The organism is Flavobacterium sp. YJ01, from assembly GCF_029320955.1.
In the GTDB taxonomy this organism is placed as follows: Bacteria; Bacteroidota; Bacteroidia; order Flavobacteriales; family Flavobacteriaceae; genus Flavobacterium.
Genome location: NZ_CP119757.1, coordinates 1,861,415 through 1,877,501, shown reverse-complemented (window position 1 = coordinate 1,877,501; position 16,087 = coordinate 1,861,415). Strand labels below are relative to the sequence as shown.

Genomic DNA, 16,087 nt, shown 5'->3' with positions numbered 1-16,087 from the left:
TTATTAGAATGCAAAACTTGATCAAAAGAATTATTGGAGTTGGTGTAATCGTTTTATTAATTGTTTTGGCTTTTAAATATTGCCAGTTCAAAAAAGAAGACGATTCAGATATTGAATATAACACCAATTTAATTCAGCAGCAGATTCTTAATGTTGGGAAATTGGTTGTCACCGAAGGTCATTTTTCTGAGGTTATTACCTATAAAAATCAGCAGAAATATTTAATGGATATGGTTTCTTTCGAAAAGAAAGCATTAATCGTCGTTAATGCTGACGTTACAGTGGCTTATGATTTGCATCAGATGAAATATGATATTGATGAAAAAAATAAAACGATTACGATTTTAAATATTCCAAAAGAAGAAATCACAATAAATCCTGATATTAAGTTTTATGATGTAGAACAAAGCAAACTGAATCCGTTTACTGGAGACGATTATAATAAAATCAATAAATCGGTTAAAGCCAATCTGGCTAAAAAAATCGAAAAATCTACTCTTAAAACAAATGCCCAAAATAGACTAATTAGCGAATTGTCTAAGATTTTAATACTGACCAATTCAATGGGCTGGAAACTTCAATACAACGGAAAAACTATTGAATCTGAAACAGAGTTGACTCAGGATTTGAAGTTGTAATTTTTGAGGTTCAAAGGGGCAAAGGAACATAGTTACAAAGGTTTTTCGCAATCTTGTCATTTCGACGAAGGAGAAATCACACTCGTATATCGACAAGAATTGGTGTTTTTCTCTGTGGAATTTCTAGTGTGATTTCTCCTTCGTTGAAATGACAAATAGTTACTTCGTAAAAATAAATTTGCGTCTTAGTGCCTTTGTGGCAAATTATCAAAAATCAAATCCAAACCGCCAGAAATTAAATGCGCAATTTCAGGACGTTTTGTTTTCAATTGATCTAAATGAACTAATACTTCCTGCAAAAGCTGTTTTTGATCAGAATCTTTTAAAAGTTCAGCAATTTCAATACTTAAAAGCCAATCATTAGAATGATTGATTTTCAGTTTTTCAAAAACAGATTGAAGCTCGATTTTATCTTCTTTATTGTTTCTAATATTTCGAACCGATGCATATAAAATCTCCAATTCATCGCGCTCGTCAGTATGTTTAGCTTTAATTGTTTTTGTTGAAGGAACAATATTAATTAAGTCAAAACTATTTACATCGGCTGGACCAGAGAAAGCAGAAATTACTTTTTTACCAATTGCCATGTCATAATTACCCCATTCAGGCTCAAACAAAACAGTTTCTCCGTGAGTTACGGTGCAATTTTTAAAACTGATTAAAATAATTTCTCCGTGAAGATTTCTCGATCCTGTAATGATTTCGCCTTCAACAATAATATTGCCTTCAAATTCAAGTTTTATCTTTTCGCCTTCTACAATACTGTAAGCCTGTAAATCCATCGGACTCATGTCTTCAATCGCGAGATTAAATCCTTTCAATTTCCCAATCGGACTTCCAAATCCGTGCGGGTGAGTTAAAGTTCCGTGACCTACTAATTCTTTTTCGCGATTAGAAAGCGCCGTTTTTCCAGTAGTTTGAATGTAAACAGGTTTTCCTTCTTCTTCAATAACATTTGTAAAAACTCCAGAAATTTGTAAGCCTGTACTCAATTCAATAGTTCCTAAAGCATTCGATTGAATTAGTTTTTTAATTCCAGAAAGTCCTCCAGTTCTCAAAGCCATTTTATTAGCAAACTCTTCCAAAATCAGACTTAAATGAGAAAAAGTAGGCGTTACATAAAGTTGAGGTTGCAACTGTGTAATATCAAAATTCTGATTGGCAGCCGAAATGTCATAAGGAATTTTCTTCACGTTATCGGTCATACAATGTGCACTTTCTCCAATTGAAGAAAGCAATCCAGCGCCATAAATTTTTGGATTTTCAACAGTTCCAATCAAACCGTATTCAACTGTCCACCAATGTAAATTTCGAATTTGAGCCATTTCAGATAATTCGCCCATATCATTTTGTAAATCGGCAACGGCTTTTTCAGCTTCGCCAATTTTTTCTTGTGGAGTGTCTTCGGCTTCTTTTAAAATAGAAAGTAAACGAATCGCTTCATACATTTGATAATCTTTATGAGAAGAAATCGCTTTACAGCCAATTTCGCCAAAACGTCTTAAATATTCTGCATATTCAGGATTGGCAATAATAGGCGCGTGGCCAGCACCTTCGTGAATGATGTCTGGAGCGGGAGTGTATTCAATATGTTCTAATTGACGAATATCTGAAGCAATAACCAAAACATTATAAGCCTGAAATTCCATAAAAGCATTTGGTGGAATAAATCCGTCAACAGCAACCGCTGCCCAGCCAATTTCGCTAAGAATTCGGTTCATGCCGTACATACTCGGAATAGAATCCACCTCGATTCCCGTTTTTCGTAAACCTTCCAAATAAGAATTATGCGCCACTTTAGAAAGATAATCGACATTCTTGCGCATAACATATCGCCAAACCGCTTGATTGATAGGAGTGTAATCGCTATAATCTTGAGGTTTAATAAATTGCTGTAAATGTTTAGGCAATCGATCTAAAAGCGGATTAGTTTCAATATTTGGATTCATTTCGAAAACGTTCTAGGTTAAAATGTAAAATTACAAATTTAAGCTGCTTTTTTTGTGATTATAATCACAAAAGTTTTGTTCGAAACGAGTTTTTTTGATTTTTTCGAATTTTATCTACTGTTTTTCAGCATTTCTAAAATATTCAATTTTATGACTAAACATAAAAGCCATATTTGTAGCACGCATTTTAGCTTCTTCTGTAATTGGGCCCGCAAACTGCGAATCAATTGTTGAATTAAAAATGGAAATCCATCGGTCAAAATGTGTTTTATCTACTGGTAGTTGCTTGTGCGGTGGAAATGGTGTTCCTGAATAAGCTCGGACATCGAATAAAATGGTTTGCCAAAAATTATACATTTTTTGCAAATGCGGTTCCCAGCGATCTTGCAGTTTGTCATTAAAAATAGGACCGATTAAATCGTCTTTTCTAACATTGCCATAAAAGCTGTCAACCATTTGCTTAATGTCTTCTATTGTGGAAATATCTTTAAGAGCTGTCATTATTTCTGTATTTAAGTCGTTGCAAAAATACAATTTATCTTTCTTTTACTTTCCTGATATTTATCATTAACCCCTTTAATTACTCATAAAAAAAGCATTTTGTAAGGATTTGTATAGATTGATAGTTTTTTGATGAGTTATTCTAATTTTAACAGGTAAGTTTTTTATGATTTTTAATTTTTTAAAGTATTGATTTTTAATGTTTTAAAAAATAATTAGATGAGTTTTTGTTATATCAAAATTTTGAATTTGATGTGTATTTGTAAAGTATTATAAATGAGAATATTGCAAAAATACTCATAATATTGCGGTGTTTTAGTAAAATAAAACTGAATAAATGAGAAAAAACTAATTATCAAACCACAAAACCACAAAAAAAATGCACAAAACTACTCAAACACCTACCAATCGGGTAAGTAAAACGTTGCAGCTAATAGTTTGCAGTTCGCTTTTATTTTTAAACAGCTTAAATGCTCAGACCGTAACTCCATGGATGACCACTGGAGATCAAACTAAATTATTGCAACAGCAAGCTTCAGTAAGTTTCGGAACTAATTCGGGATCAAATCCTTCTACAGTAACAGTAAATGCAGGAACAACGTATCAAACTATGGACGGTTTTGGTTACACGTTAACCGAAGGAAGTTGCGAAGTAATCAGCGCGATGGCTGCGACGCAACAAAATCAGTTATTAAACGATTTATATAATCCGACAACTGGATTAAATGCGAGTGTTGTCCGTATCAGTATTGCAGCTTCAGATTTAAGCAGTTCTTCCTACAGTTACAACGAAACTTCTGGCGATACAAATATGAACAATTTTAGTTTGAATGGACCAGATTTGACGTATTTAATTCCGATTATAAAGAAGATTCAGCAAATTAATCCGAACATTAAAATTTTGGCAACACCTTGGTCCGCTCCAAGATGGATGAAAACAAACGGTTCTTGGATTGGAGGTTCTTTGCAAACGCAATATTATGCTGCTTATGCGAGATACTTCGTAAAATATTTTGATGCTATGAAAGCACAAGGTATTAATATTTGGGCAATTACACCGCAAAATGAACCAGAAAATCCACATAATGAACCAAGTATGTTAATGAATTCTACCGAACAAAAGAATTTTATCAATCAACAACTTGGACCTCAAATGGCAGCAGCAGGTTATGGAAATGTAAAAATCATTGCTTTTGATCATAATTGCGACAATCCGGATTATCCAATCGATGTTTTAAATAACAGCAGTTATGTCGATGGAGCGGCGTTTCATTTGTATTTAGGAAATATTGCGAATATGTCAACTGTAAAAACTCAAACAGGTAAAAACATTTATTTTACAGAACAATATACTGGCGCGGGCGGAAGTTTTAGCGGAGATTTTGGCTGGCATATGCAAAATGTTGTTATTGGAAGTACAACCAATTGGTCTAAAACAGTTTTGGAGTGGAATGCTGCCAATAACCCTAGTTTTGGTCCGAGAACTCCGGGAGGATGTACAAGTTGTTTAGGAGCAATTACGGTTAATAACAGTACAAGTTATACTAAAAATGTAGCGTATTATATTATTGGTCAGATTTCGAAATTTGTAAAACCTGGAGCGGTAAGAATCGCTTCTTCAAGTACAAATGGTAGCATTGCTTCGGTTGCATTTAAAAATCCTGATGGATCAACTGCGCTTCTTGTTTATAACTCTGGTGGATCTTCAAATACTATAAAAGTGGTTTCAGGTTCATCAGCTTTTAATTATGCAATTCCCGCGTCATCTGCGGTTACATTCAATTGGGGCACGTCGAATCCAATTGCGGTTACAGGAGTAAGTGTAAGTCCGACTTCTGCAACAATTACGGCTGGACAAACACAACAATTATCAGCTTCGGTTTCTCCAAATAATGCAACAAATACTGCTGTAAATTGGAGTTCAAGCAATACTTCAGTTGCAACCGTAAATTCAAACGGACTAGTTTCTGCCGTTTCTGCAGGAAATGCTATCATTACCGTAACAACGGTTGATGGAGCTAAAACAGCAACAAGCGCAATAACAGTAACAGCTGCCACAACTGGTTTTCCAGGATATTATAATATTATTTCAAGAAATAGCAATAAAGGTTTAGATGTTGCCGATAATTCTACAACGAGCGGAGGACGTATTCAGCAATATGATATAACAAATGGAGGAGGAAATAACCAGCGTTGGAAATTTGTTTCGGCAGGAAGCGGTAATTATTACATTATTGTAAAATCGACTGGAATGTATTTGGCTGTTGAAAATAATGGAACGGCAAATGGACTAAAAGTACAGCAAAAATCATTTTCAAGTTCTAATGAATTTAAATGGACAGTAGCTACTCTTGGCGGAGGATATTATAAAATTACGAATGTAAATACAGGCAAATCTCTAGATGTTGAAAACGTTTCTACAGCAAATGGAGCAAATATTCAAGTTTGGGATTATTCTGGAGGATTAAATCAGCAATGGCAACTTGTTCAGGTTGAATCTTCAGCGGCAAAAAAATCTTTGGCTGCTCAAGAAATTCCAGTCGAAGAGAAGAACTCAAATGATATGACGATTTTTGTTGATAAAAACAATAATCATTTAAAAATCGATACTAATCACGAAGGAGTTGCTGACGTTGAAATATTCAATGTAACAGGACAACCAGTTTTGAAAAAGATTATAAATTTTATAAAAGGAAATCAAAACGCGATTGAGATTTCAAGACTTCCAAAAGGAGTTTATATTGTAAAAGTAAACGATGGTCAAGGATCTTATTCTAAAAAAGTATTAAAGCAATAAGTAGAGTCCAAGATTCAATTAGTAATTTTTTATTGGATTTTTAAAAGGCTGTCGTCCCATCTGACAGCCTTTTTATGTTTTAATGAATTATCCAATTAGCTGCGTAAACAAATCCTGATTGTCATTCAAATATTGAAATTCAAAACCATTTTCCGTCATTTTCAATTTAATTGGCATAATGTCATTTTTGTTTTTTAATTCTAAACCAACGACTACAGAACCTTTTTCACGGCTATTTTTCTTAGCAAACTGAAAATACGTAATGTCGTCATCTGGTCCCAAAATATTATTTACAAATTCTTTTAAAGCTCCGGGACGTTGCGGAAACTGAATCATAAAATAATGCATTAAGCCTTCGTAAAGTAAAGAACGTTCTTTTATTTCAGCAGTTCTTTCAATATCATTATTGCTTCCGCTAACGATGCAAACTACATTTTTGCCTTTAATTTTTTCCTTATAAAAATCCAAAGCCGCAATTGTTAAAGCTCCCGCAGGTTCAACAACCATTGCTTCTTCGTTATACAAACGCAAAATTGTCGTACAGACTTTTCCTTCGGGAACCAAAATTATATCTTCTAAATTGTAACGACAGATTTCAAAAGTTTTGTCTCCAACTTGTTTTACAGCTGCTCCATCAACAAATTTGTCTATAGTTTTTAAAGCTGTATTTTGATTTTCTTCAATTGAGGTTTTCATTGAAGGCGCACCTTTTGGCTCAACTCCAATAATTTTAGTATGCGGACTTAAATGCCTGAAAACTTCAGAAAGTCCCGAAGCTAGTCCGCCGCCGCCAATTGGTACAAAAACATAATCGATTGGTTCCTTATAGCTTTCTAAAATTTCTAAACCAACTGTACCTTGTCCTGCAATTACTTTTTCATCATCAAAAGGATGAATAAAAGTTTTATGATTTTTGATTGCATCTGCGGTTGCAGAAGCGTAAGCATCATCAAAAGTATCTCCTGTTAAAACAATTTCTACAAACGATTTTCCAAACAATTGTACTTGTTTTACCTTTTGTTTTGGAGTGGTTTTCGGCATATAAATTTTCCCTTGAATCTTTAGGAGATTACAAGAATAGGCAACGCCTTGAGCATGATTTCCAGCACTGGCGCAAACAATTCCGCTTATTTTTTCTTTTTCATTTAAAGAAGAAATCTTGTTGTAAGCACCTCTAATTTTATACGAACGAACAATTTGTAAATCTTCTCTTTTTAATAAAATAGTAGATTCAAATTCGTCTGAAAGATTTAAATTTTGTGTTAGAGGCGTTGCTGCAACTACATCTTCAAGTTGCTTTTTTGCATTAAGTACTTCGTTAAATAGATTCATAGTGTTGTTAATTTTTGCCACAGATTAAAATGATTAGAATGATTTTTTAATCTGTGAAAATCCTTTAATCTGTGGCAAATAGATTATTTTTTAAAATAAAAAACCTCCCGATGTGGGAGGTTTTTATAAATTATATTTTACAAACTTATATAACACCTCGCCATTATTGCTTAATTGCAATAATGCTAATAATAGCGATAATAATGTTGTTAAAGTTTTTCATTTTTTTAGCTGATTGAATAGCAAAAGTAAATAATTATTTTTTTACAGGCGGATATTGAGCTAAAATTTTGTTTACAAACTCAGCAATTTTTTGATCTTTTTTATCTATGTTTCTAGTTAAAGTACCTTGACCTTCACCTTGCCAGATCATTTCTTTCTTTTTAGCATCTATCAAATCGATGTATAAAGTGCCTTCTGTAGAAGTTGAAACAGTTGTTTGGTTTCCTCCGTACATCATCCACGGATTCCAGCCCCAACCCCAACCGTAACCCCAGCCAGCACTAAATTGGTTTACATTTACTTGTTCTCTAGATTTAGTAAAAATATTTACCAATAAATCAGGATTTTCACTTTTGGTAAGACCTTTAGCTTGCATTTCAGCATCGATGGCATGTAGAATACGTCTTTTATCCAAATCAGAAATCTCTACTTTATCAATTCCGGGCTTAAAGAAAGCATAAGTCTTATAAGGCGCAAAATCGACAGTTTTGTCGTAATCAGAATATACAGTAACACTGCTGCATGAAGAAAGAATCAAAAGCAGTAAAATCGGAACTAATTTGAATGTTTTCATATTATTGGAAATTTAATGTTCTCTTTATATATCTGTCAGGCTGAGCGAAGTCGAAGCCCCTCTATTTCTATAAGCCTTCTCCCGAATTCTCGGGACGCTCAGGATGACATTTTTTTAATTATAATCTCTTTAGCTAAAGCAAACCTTCATCTACAAAATTAGGCAAAGTAACTTTAAGTAAAGGCTCAACTTCCATGGCTCTTTTTATCGCAAAAACAGCACCGTCATTTCGAGCCCAGCTTCGTCTAGAAATTCCGTTATTAACATCCCAGAAAAGCATTGACGCTAAACGTTTTGAAGCTTCTTTAGAACCATCAAGAACCATACCAAATCCGCCGTTTATAACCTCTCCCCAGCCAACTCCGCCGCCGTTATGGATTGATACCCAAGTCGCTCCTCTAAAACTGTCTCCAATTACATTATGGATCGCCATATCTGCTGTAAAACGAGAGCCGTCGTAAATATTTGAAGTTTCTCTATAAGGCGAGTCTGTTCCTGAAACGTCATGATGATCGCGTCCTAAAACAACAGCGCCAATTTCGCCTTTTGCAATTGCCTGATTAAAAGCTTCTGCAATTTTAATTCTTCCTTCGGCATCGGCATATAAAATACGAGCTTGAGAGCCTACAACCAATTTGTTTTCTTGCGCGCCTTTAATCCATTTGATATTATCCTGCATTTGCTGCTGAATTTCATCTGGAGCAGTTTCGGCCATTTTTTCTAAAACTTCGCAGGCAATAGCATCGGTTTTTTGTAAATCTTCTGGTTTTCCTGAAGTACAAACCCAACGGAAAGGCCCAAATCCGTAATCAAAACACATTGGTCCCATAATATCTTGAACGTAACTAGGATATTTAAAATCGATATTATTTTGAGCCATAACATCAGCACCTGCGCGTGAAGCTTCTAATAAAAAGGCATTTCCGTAATCGAAAAAGTAAGTTCCTTTTGCGGTGTGTTTGTTAATAGCATCTGCATGACGACGCAACGTTTCCTGAACTTTTTCTTTGAATAATTCCGGATTATTTGCCATCAAATCATTTGCTTCTTCAAACGAAATTCCAACTGGATAATAACCTCCAGCCCACGGATTATGAAGCGAAGTCTGATCGGAACCTAAATCAATTTTGATGTTTTCCTGATCGAAACGTTCCCAAACGTCCACAACATTTCCTAAATAAGCAATTGAAACCGTTTCTTTATTGGCTTTCGCTAAAGCTACTCGGGCAACAAGTTCGTCTGTAGAAGTTACAACTTCATTAATCCAACCTTGTTCGTGACGGATTTTAGTAATTTTTGGATTTACTTCGGCGCAGACCGTAATACAACCCGCAATGTTTCCTGCTTTTGGTTGTGCGCCCGACATTCCGCCTAGACCAGAAGTTACAAATAAACTTCCTTCTGGATTCTGTTTTATTTTTCTGAAACCATTTAAAACCGTAATCGTAGTTCCGTGCACAATTCCCTGTGGGCCAATATACATATAACTTCCCGCTGTCATTTGTCCGTATTGCGAAACGCCTAAAGCATTCATTTTTTCCCAATCGTCAGGTTTTGAATAATTTGGGATTACCATTCCGTTTGTAACCACAACTCTTGGCGCTTCTTTATGCGAAGGAAATAATCCCATCGGATGTCCGGAATACATTGTCAAAGTCTGTTCATCTGTCATTTCAGACAAATATTGCATCGTCAATAAATATTGTGCCCAGTTTTGAAAAACGGCTCCATTTCCGCCATAAGTAATCAATTCATGCGGATGTTGCGCTACGGCATAATCCAAGTTGTTCTGAATCATATGCATAATCGATTTTGCTTGCAATGATTTTCCTGGATATTCATCAATTGGACGCGCATACATTTTGTAATTAGGACGAAGACGGTACATATAAATACGTCCGTAAGTTTCTAATTCTTCTGAAAATTCAGGAATTAATTCGGCGTGATGTTTTGGATCAAAATAACGCAAAGCATTTTTTAGCGCCAGTTTTTTCTCTTCAGCCGAAAGAATTTCTTTTCGTTTTGGCGCATGATTAATAGCTGGATCGTATGCTTGCTTTGGAGGTAATATATTTGGAATTCCTTGTTGTATTTGTTCTTTAAAAGTCATTTTTTAAGATTCTAAGATGCTGAGATTCTAAGTTACTAAGATATTGAGCTTAGATTAACAACAGATTAATTTTTTGTTTTTTTTAATTATGTCGCCCCGCTGGGGCTTATATATGACAAACGTTTAAATGATTTCTATAAATATTTTGCTCCTCTGGAGCTGATGAAATAAAGCCTTGGAAAGGCGGAATATTTATAGAAAATAATAATCACTCGATACACAAGCTCCAGCGGAGCAGAATATTGGCCGACGAAATTGCAATTTAAAATTTGGAATTTATTTCAATTGTCTCATTTTCAAATTGACTTATTGGCAAATTGTCGCATTTTTCTAATTAAAAAAACTAGGGATAACGGATATCCGACCTATGATAGGATTTGTGGATCGTAATCCTAAATTTTCTCGAACGAATATCCATGTATGATATTTTAGATTAAAGATTGGTGATTTTAGATTTTCAAAAATTATCTAATTGACTAATTATCTCATTTTCTAATTAAGAATAAACCTCTTCATTAACACAAAACGGCATTTTCTTACCTTCAATAACAGCAATTACATTTTGTGCTGCACAGACTGCCATTCCGTTTCTGGCTTCGTATGTTGCTGAACCAATGTGTGGTAAAACACAACAATTGGGAAGCGACAATAACGGATTATCTTGTTTCATTGGTTCTGGGTTGGTAACATCAAGTCCCGCGCCCCAAATTATATTATTAGTTAATGCGTTAAATAAATCATCTTCATTATGAAATTTTCCTCTTGCTGTATTGATGAAAATTGAATTCGGTTTCATTTTGGCAAAAGCATTTTTATTGAAAATCTCATTGTTTTCTTCGCTGTAATTAGAATGAAGGCTCAAAACATCACTTTCTGAAAGTAAAGTTTCAAAATCTACCAATTTGGCATCCAATTCTTTTTCGGCATTTTCATTATGAGAGCGATTATGGTAAATAATTTTCATCCCAAATGCTGCTTTACATTTTTGAGCCATTTCAAAACCAATTCTTCCTAAGCCAAAAACACCTAATGTCTTGCCATAAAGTTCCTGTCCTAAATTGGCTAATGGATCAAAACTTCCCCAATCGTTGTTTAAAATTCTTTTATGATTGAAAAATGATTTTCTCGCAACGCTCTGCATCAAAAGAAAAGCGACATCAGAAGTAGCTCTGCTTAAAACATCAGGCGTATTTCCAACAGGAATTTTTCTGCTATTTGCTGACGGAATATTGACTGAATCAAATCCAACAGAAAACAAAGCGATGCCTTTTAAATTAGGGCATTGCTGAAAAAAATCTTCATCCAAATTGTTGGTTCCAACACTCAAAAGAATATCATTTTTCTGGCAGATTTCTATAAATTCTTTTCTAGATAATATATTTTCTGTTGGATTTATGGTCAGGTTTATGCCTTTTTCCTGAAGTAATCTAAGACCTGCTTCAGGTATATTTTTATTGATAAAAACGTTCATTTTGTGGTGTTCTAATTTTTATTTATTCGTCCAGTTTTTTTATCATATCCGTAAGGACAATGACGACAGCCACTTTTGCAGCAATAGCCTCTTTTTAAATGATGTTTTTCGGTAAAGCATTTGTAACCTTCGGGCGTATAATAAAAATCTTCGCCTTCGATTAATTTATTTTCATTACTTTGCTCTTTCATAAATCTGCTTCGCGTTCTTTTTAATAAACTTTAAAATCAAAAATATAAATATTTGATTGTGATTTTATTGAAATCGAACAATTTTATAGCTACAAATTTATAAATTTTACAGCCAATGTTTCTGATTGTTGCCAAATATTTAATTCCGAAAGGATATCGTGGAATGGCATTATTTCCGTTTGTGTTGGTAAAATATGATTTTGATAAATCAAATGAAGTTTTCGTTAATCATGAAAAAATACATTTGAGACAGCAAATCGAATTGCTGATTATTCCGTTTTTTATTTGGTATGTTTTGGAGTTTTTTATTCGTTTAATTCAATATAAAAACAAAGATTTAGCCTATCGAAATATAAGCTTTGAAAGAGAAGCTTATGCAAAAGAATCTGACATAAATTATTTAAAAAACAGAGGATTTTTTCAGTTTTTAAATTATATATAAAGCAATAAGCATTAAAAGTATTAAGACAAAGATTATCACTTTTGACTTTCGACTTTTGACTTTCAACTATTAAAAATGAATCCAGTTTTCAATCAAAATATAAATATTCAATTTCCAAATGATATTTCCCTGACTATAAAGCGTGAAGATCTTATTCATCCTTTTGTTTCTGGGAATAAATTTCGAAAATTAAAATACAATTTGCTTCAGGCGAAAGACGAAAAGAAAGAAACTTTATTGACTTTTGGAGGCGCATTTTCCAATCATATTGCGGCTGTGGCGTATGCAGGAAAAGAGCAAGGATTCAAAACTATTGGAATCATTCGCGGAGACGAACTTCAAGATAAAATTGAAGAAAATCCAACTTTGAAATTTGCTCAAGAAAACGGAATGCAGTTTGAATTTGTTTCTCGCGAAGATTATCGTTCTAAAAATGAAAAATCTTTTATAGAAAAGTTAAAAGCTAAATTTGGAGATTTTTATCTGGTTCCCGAAGGAGGAACAAATGAACTCGCGGTAAAAGGCTGCGAAGAGATTTTAACTGAAGAAGATTCTGCTTTTAATTACGTTTGTTGTGCTGTTGGAACTGGCGGAACTATTTCTGGATTAATAAATAGTGCAAGGCAAAATCAGAAGATTTTAGGTTTTCCAGCGTTAAAAGGTGACTTTTTAAACGATGAAATTCGTATTTTTGCCAAAAAAGATAACTGGAATTTAATTTCTGACTATCATTTTGGAGGTTATGGCAAGGTAAATTTAGAATTAATCGAATTTATTAATGCTTTCTTTGAAGAAAATAAAGTGCCTTTAGATCCAATTTATACAGGAAAGATGGTTTTTGGCGTTATAGATTTAATCGGCAAAAATTATTTTCCTGCACATTCAAAAATATTACTCATTCACACTGGTGGATTACAAGGAATTGAAGGAATGAATATAAAGTTGAAGCAGAAAAAATTACCAATACTCAAAACCAATGATTAAAAAAATTGTATTACTTTTCGTAATATTAGCTTTTGCAAGCTGCTCATCGAGTAAGCCAGCCATCGCGACGACTAAAAAAGCGGCAGCGGTTCAAACCCGAACAGCTTCAACAAAAAGAGGTGCTCCCGTAAAACCAATCGGTAAAAATTATCCTTCTACAAATAATACAACTGAGGTTATTCAATCGACATCCAAAACAGTTGTTACCAGCGATTTAATCAATAATTATGTATTGCAGTTTAAAGATATTGCAATGGGAAATATGAAAACGTACGGAATTCCTGCGAGTATTATCTTGGCGCAAGGAATTTTAGAATCGGGCGCGGGAAGAGGAGATTTAGCGCTTGAAGCGAATAATCATTTCGGAATCAAATGTCACAAAGATTGGTTGGGTGAAAGTGTTCGCCATGATGACGATTCGGCTCAGGAATGTTTTAGAAAATATCCTCACGCCTCAGAATCTTACAGAGATCACGCTTTATTTTTAGTTGGAAAAAAACGTTATGAAACTTTATTTACATACGAAAAAGACGATTATAAATCGTGGGCAAAGGGTTTGAGAGCAGCGGGTTACGCAACAGATCCAAAATATCCAGATAAGTTAATTAGTTATATTGAACGTTATAATCTTCATCAATACGATTGCCAGGTTACAGGAAAAAATTATACTCCTATAAATACATCGGCTCCAACAAGAAGTTCGACTTCAGTTGCAAATTCAGATCCGAAGATCAATATGAATCAATACGATCCTAATTTATACGAAGTTCAAAAAGGAGATACTTTGTATTCTATTTCAAAGAAATTCAATTTGTTGGTTGAGGATTTAAAGAAGAAAAATAATTTAACTGATAATGCTATTTCAATAGGGCAGAGGCTAAAGGTGAAATAATTATCAATTGATAATTGACAATTAACAATTATCAAGAAATCTAAAATAAAAAATGTTATATAAAAGAAGTAGTCAGCTTTTTGCTGAAGCAGAAAAAGTAATTCCAGGAGGAGTAAATTCACCAGTAAGAGCATTTAAAGCAGTTGGCGGAACTCCAATTTTTGTAAAAAGTGCCAAAGGGGCATATTTATTTGATGAAGACGGAAACAAATTAATAGATTATATCAACTCTTGGGGGCCAATGGTTTTAGGTCACGCTTATCAACCAGTTGTAGATGCGGTGATCGAAAAAGCAAAATTGGGAACTTCATTTGGAATGCCGACAGAATTGGAAACAGAAATCGCAGCTTTGGCCGTTTCTATGGTTCCAAATATTGATAAAATTAGATTTGTTAATTCGGGTACAGAAGCTTGTATGAGCGCAATTCGTCTGGCTCGTGGATTTACAAAAAGAGATAAAATTGTAAAATTTGCAGGTTGTTACCACGGACATTCAGATTCATTTTTGATTCAGGCAGGAAGCGGTGCGGTAACTTTTGGTTCACCAAATAGTCCAGGGGTTACAGAAGGAACTGCAAAAGATACTTTATTAGCAAAATACAATGATTTAGAGAATGTAAAAACTTTAATCGAAGCTAATAAAGGAGAAATCGCAGCCATTATTATCGAAGCAGTTGCGGGAAATATGGGTTGTATTCCACCAGCAAAAGGTTTCTTGCAAGGTTTAAGAGATTTGTGTACAGCAAACGGAATCTTATTGATTTTTGATGAAGTAATGACTGGTTTCCGTTTAGCTCGCGGAGGAGTTCAGGAATTGTATGGAATTGATGCTGATATCGTGACTTTCGGAAAAGTAATTGGTGGCGGACTTCCAGTTGGGGCTTTTGCTGCACGTGAAGAAATCATGAATTATTTAGCGCCTCTTGGTCCGGTTTATCAAGCGGGAACATTGTCTGGAAATCCGTTGGCTACGGCAGCGGGATTGGCGATGTTGAAAGCTCTTGATAATGATAGAGAAATCTTTACTCGTTTAGAAGAAAAAACAGCTTACTTAGAAGCAGGAATCGATAGAGTTTTAAAAGCAAATAATGTTGTTTTCACAATCAATAGAGTAGGTTCTATGATTTCCGTTCACTTTGATGCGAATCCAGTTACAGATTTTCAAACTGCTGCAAAAGGAGATAATGAAACGTTTAAGAAATTCTTCCACGGATTACTTCAAGAAGGAGTTTATATCGCGCCATCTGCATACGAAACTTGGTTTATTACAGATGCATTAACTTACGAAGATTTAGATTTTACAATTAATGCAATTGATAAGGTTTCTAAAACTTTCTAATAAATAAAAAACAAAAAAGAGGCTTTTTAAAGCCTCTTTTTTTTATGAACCAAATTAGATTTTATCTTCTCTGCGTTCTTTCATTTTGTCACGCATTTTGTCTTTTTTCTCTTCTTGCAAAGTTTTCCATTTTGTGTATTGGTCAGCTTTTAAGATCGATTTCATTTTAGCGTCATTTGCAGCTACTTCATCTTCCATTTGTTTTTTGAAAGCCGCTTTTTCTGCCGCAGTTGGTTTTGTATTACTGTCTTTTTGATCTTTTCTCGCTTCTCTAAATTTTTCAGCTTTAGCACTTCTATCAGCTAAAAGTTGTTTCACCTGAGCTTGTTGATTGGCATCTAAACTTAATTCTGAAGTAAGTTTTTGAAGTTGTTTTTCGTTACGTTGTTCCGGTGTCATTCTTTCTTTGTGTTCACGCGCCGGTTTTTGATCTGCGTCTTGTGCAAAACTTGCTATTCCAACCAATAGCATAGCAGCAATTAATAATTTTTTCATCGTTAAGTTTTTTTAATTGTTTATAGTAATTAGACTTTTTTTGATTAATTAGGTTTAAATTGATTTTCAGAATTATAGTTTATTTAACAAAAACGAAAATTAATTGTTTGAAATTGTTTAGGTTAGTAAAACTTTGTATTGTAAACGAAA

The 16,087-nt window shown here is 34.0% G+C and carries 14 protein-coding genes; 6 read left to right on the top strand and 8 right to left on the bottom strand.

What is annotated here, in order from left to right; all coding sequences use genetic code 11:
* Positions 1–8 precede the first annotated feature (8 nt).
* Positions 9–638 carry a DUF4230 domain-containing protein gene (locus P0R33_RS08215; RefSeq protein ID WP_276174980.1) on the top strand — a complete coding sequence of 210 codons (630 nt, stop codon included), beginning with the start codon at positions 9–11 and terminating at the stop codon, positions 636–638.
* A gap of 185 nt (positions 639–823) precedes the next feature.
* On the opposite strand, the gene P0R33_RS08210 is transcribed toward P0R33_RS08215, so the two are convergent.
* Complete coding sequence (locus P0R33_RS08210; RefSeq protein WP_276174979.1) at positions 824–2,587, bottom strand: aromatic amino acid hydroxylase; 1,764 nt, start codon at positions 2,585–2,587, stop codon at positions 824–826.
* A gap of 114 nt (positions 2,588–2,701) precedes the next feature.
* Positions 2,702–3,088 (bottom strand): group III truncated hemoglobin, encoded by a 387-nt coding sequence (locus P0R33_RS08205; RefSeq protein ID WP_276174978.1) that lies wholly within the window; start codon positions 3,086–3,088, stop codon positions 2,702–2,704.
* Between the two features lie 379 nt (positions 3,089–3,467).
* On the opposite strand from P0R33_RS08205, the gene P0R33_RS08200 reads away from it, so the two are divergent.
* Positions 3,468–5,885, top strand: a complete 2,418-nt coding sequence (locus tag P0R33_RS08200; RefSeq protein ID WP_276174977.1) for an RICIN domain-containing protein — start codon at positions 3,468–3,470, stop codon at positions 5,883–5,885.
* A gap of 87 nt (positions 5,886–5,972) precedes the next feature.
* Here P0R33_RS08200 and ilvA read toward each other — a convergent pair whose 3' ends face one another.
* From ilvA to P0R33_RS08175, 5 genes are all read right to left on the bottom strand, one after another.
* Complete coding sequence (gene ilvA, locus P0R33_RS08195) at positions 5,973–7,217, bottom strand: threonine ammonia-lyase IlvA (RefSeq protein ID WP_276174976.1); 1,245 nt, start codon at positions 7,215–7,217, stop codon at positions 5,973–5,975.
* Between the two features lie 256 nt (positions 7,218–7,473).
* On the bottom strand, positions 7,474–8,013 hold the full coding sequence (locus tag P0R33_RS08190; protein ID WP_276174975.1) for a DUF4136 domain-containing protein: 540 nt from the start codon (positions 8,011–8,013) through the stop codon (positions 7,474–7,476).
* Positions 8,014–8,146: 133 nt separating this feature from the next.
* Positions 8,147–10,123: a urocanate hydratase gene (locus P0R33_RS08185; protein WP_276174974.1), complete on the bottom strand. Its 1,977-nt coding sequence runs from the start codon at positions 10,121–10,123 to the stop codon at positions 8,147–8,149.
* Between the two features lie 496 nt (positions 10,124–10,619).
* On the bottom strand, positions 10,620–11,594 hold the full coding sequence (locus P0R33_RS08180) for a D-glycerate dehydrogenase (protein ID WP_276174973.1): 975 nt from the start codon (positions 11,592–11,594) through the stop codon (positions 10,620–10,622).
* Between the two features lie 11 nt (positions 11,595–11,605).
* Positions 11,606–11,785 (bottom strand): DUF5522 domain-containing protein, encoded by a 180-nt coding sequence (locus P0R33_RS08175; RefSeq protein ID WP_095928730.1) that lies wholly within the window; start codon positions 11,783–11,785, stop codon positions 11,606–11,608.
* A 115-nt stretch (positions 11,786–11,900) separates the two neighbouring features.
* Between P0R33_RS08175 and P0R33_RS08170 the strand changes: the two genes are divergently transcribed.
* From P0R33_RS08170 to hemL, 4 genes are all read left to right on the top strand, one after another.
* On the top strand, positions 11,901–12,227 hold the full coding sequence (locus P0R33_RS08170; protein WP_276174972.1) for a hypothetical protein: 327 nt from the start codon (positions 11,901–11,903) through the stop codon (positions 12,225–12,227).
* A 75-nt stretch (positions 12,228–12,302) separates the two neighbouring features.
* On the top strand, positions 12,303–13,211 hold the full coding sequence (locus tag P0R33_RS08165; RefSeq protein WP_276174971.1) for a pyridoxal-phosphate dependent enzyme: 909 nt from the start codon (positions 12,303–12,305) through the stop codon (positions 13,209–13,211).
* Positions 13,204–14,103 carry a glucosaminidase domain-containing protein gene (locus P0R33_RS08160; protein WP_276174970.1) on the top strand — a complete coding sequence of 300 codons (900 nt, stop codon included), beginning with the start codon at positions 13,204–13,206 and terminating at the stop codon, positions 14,101–14,103. Before P0R33_RS08165 ends, P0R33_RS08160 begins: the two co-directional genes overlap by 8 nt.
* Before the next feature lie 52 nt (positions 14,104–14,155).
* The gene (gene hemL / locus P0R33_RS08155; protein ID WP_276174969.1) at positions 14,156–15,442 is read left to right on the top strand and encodes a glutamate-1-semialdehyde 2,1-aminomutase; all 1,287 of its coding nucleotides are present in this window, start codon (positions 14,156–14,158) and stop codon (positions 15,440–15,442) included.
* A 54-nt stretch (positions 15,443–15,496) separates the two neighbouring features.
* Here hemL and P0R33_RS08150 read toward each other — a convergent pair whose 3' ends face one another.
* A complete protein-coding gene (locus P0R33_RS08150) occupies positions 15,497–15,937 on the bottom strand; it encodes a hypothetical protein (RefSeq protein WP_276174968.1) in 441 nt (146 codons plus the stop codon).
* Positions 15,938–16,087: the final 150 nt, after the last annotated feature.

Coding starts and splice junctions, on each gene's coding strand:
- P0R33_RS08205 (WP_276174978.1), bottom strand. CDS start 3,088: ATGACAGCTCTTAAAGATATTTCCACAATAGAAGACATTAAGCAAATG.
- ilvA (WP_276174976.1), bottom strand. CDS start 7,217: ATGAATCTATTTAACGAAGTACTTAATGCAAAAAAGCAACTTGAAGAT.
- P0R33_RS08185 (WP_276174974.1), bottom strand. CDS start 10,123: ATGACTTTTAAAGAACAAATACAACAAGGAATTCCAAATATATTACCT.
- P0R33_RS08180 (WP_276174973.1), bottom strand. CDS start 11,594: ATGAACGTTTTTATCAATAAAAATATACCTGAAGCAGGTCTTAGATTA.
- P0R33_RS08215 (WP_276174980.1), top strand. CDS start 9: ATGCAAAACTTGATCAAAAGAATTATTGGAGTTGGTGTAATCGTTTTA.
- P0R33_RS08170 (WP_276174972.1), top strand. CDS start 11,901: ATGTTTCTGATTGTTGCCAAATATTTAATTCCGAAAGGATATCGTGGA.
- P0R33_RS08150 (WP_276174968.1), bottom strand. CDS start 15,937: ATGAAAAAATTATTAATTGCTGCTATGCTATTGGTTGGAATAGCAAGT.
- P0R33_RS08200 (WP_276174977.1), top strand. CDS start 3,468: ATGCACAAAACTACTCAAACACCTACCAATCGGGTAAGTAAAACGTTG.
- P0R33_RS08190 (WP_276174975.1), bottom strand. CDS start 8,013: ATGAAAACATTCAAATTAGTTCCGATTTTACTGCTTTTGATTCTTTCT.
- P0R33_RS08165 (WP_276174971.1), top strand. CDS start 12,303: ATGAATCCAGTTTTCAATCAAAATATAAATATTCAATTTCCAAATGAT.
- P0R33_RS08175 (WP_095928730.1), bottom strand. CDS start 11,785: ATGAAAGAGCAAAGTAATGAAAATAAATTAATCGAAGGCGAAGATTTT.
- hemL (WP_276174969.1), top strand. CDS start 14,156: ATGTTATATAAAAGAAGTAGTCAGCTTTTTGCTGAAGCAGAAAAAGTA.
- P0R33_RS08210 (WP_276174979.1), bottom strand. CDS start 2,587: ATGAATCCAAATATTGAAACTAATCCGCTTTTAGATCGATTGCCTAAA.
- P0R33_RS08160 (WP_276174970.1), top strand. CDS start 13,204: ATGATTAAAAAAATTGTATTACTTTTCGTAATATTAGCTTTTGCAAGC.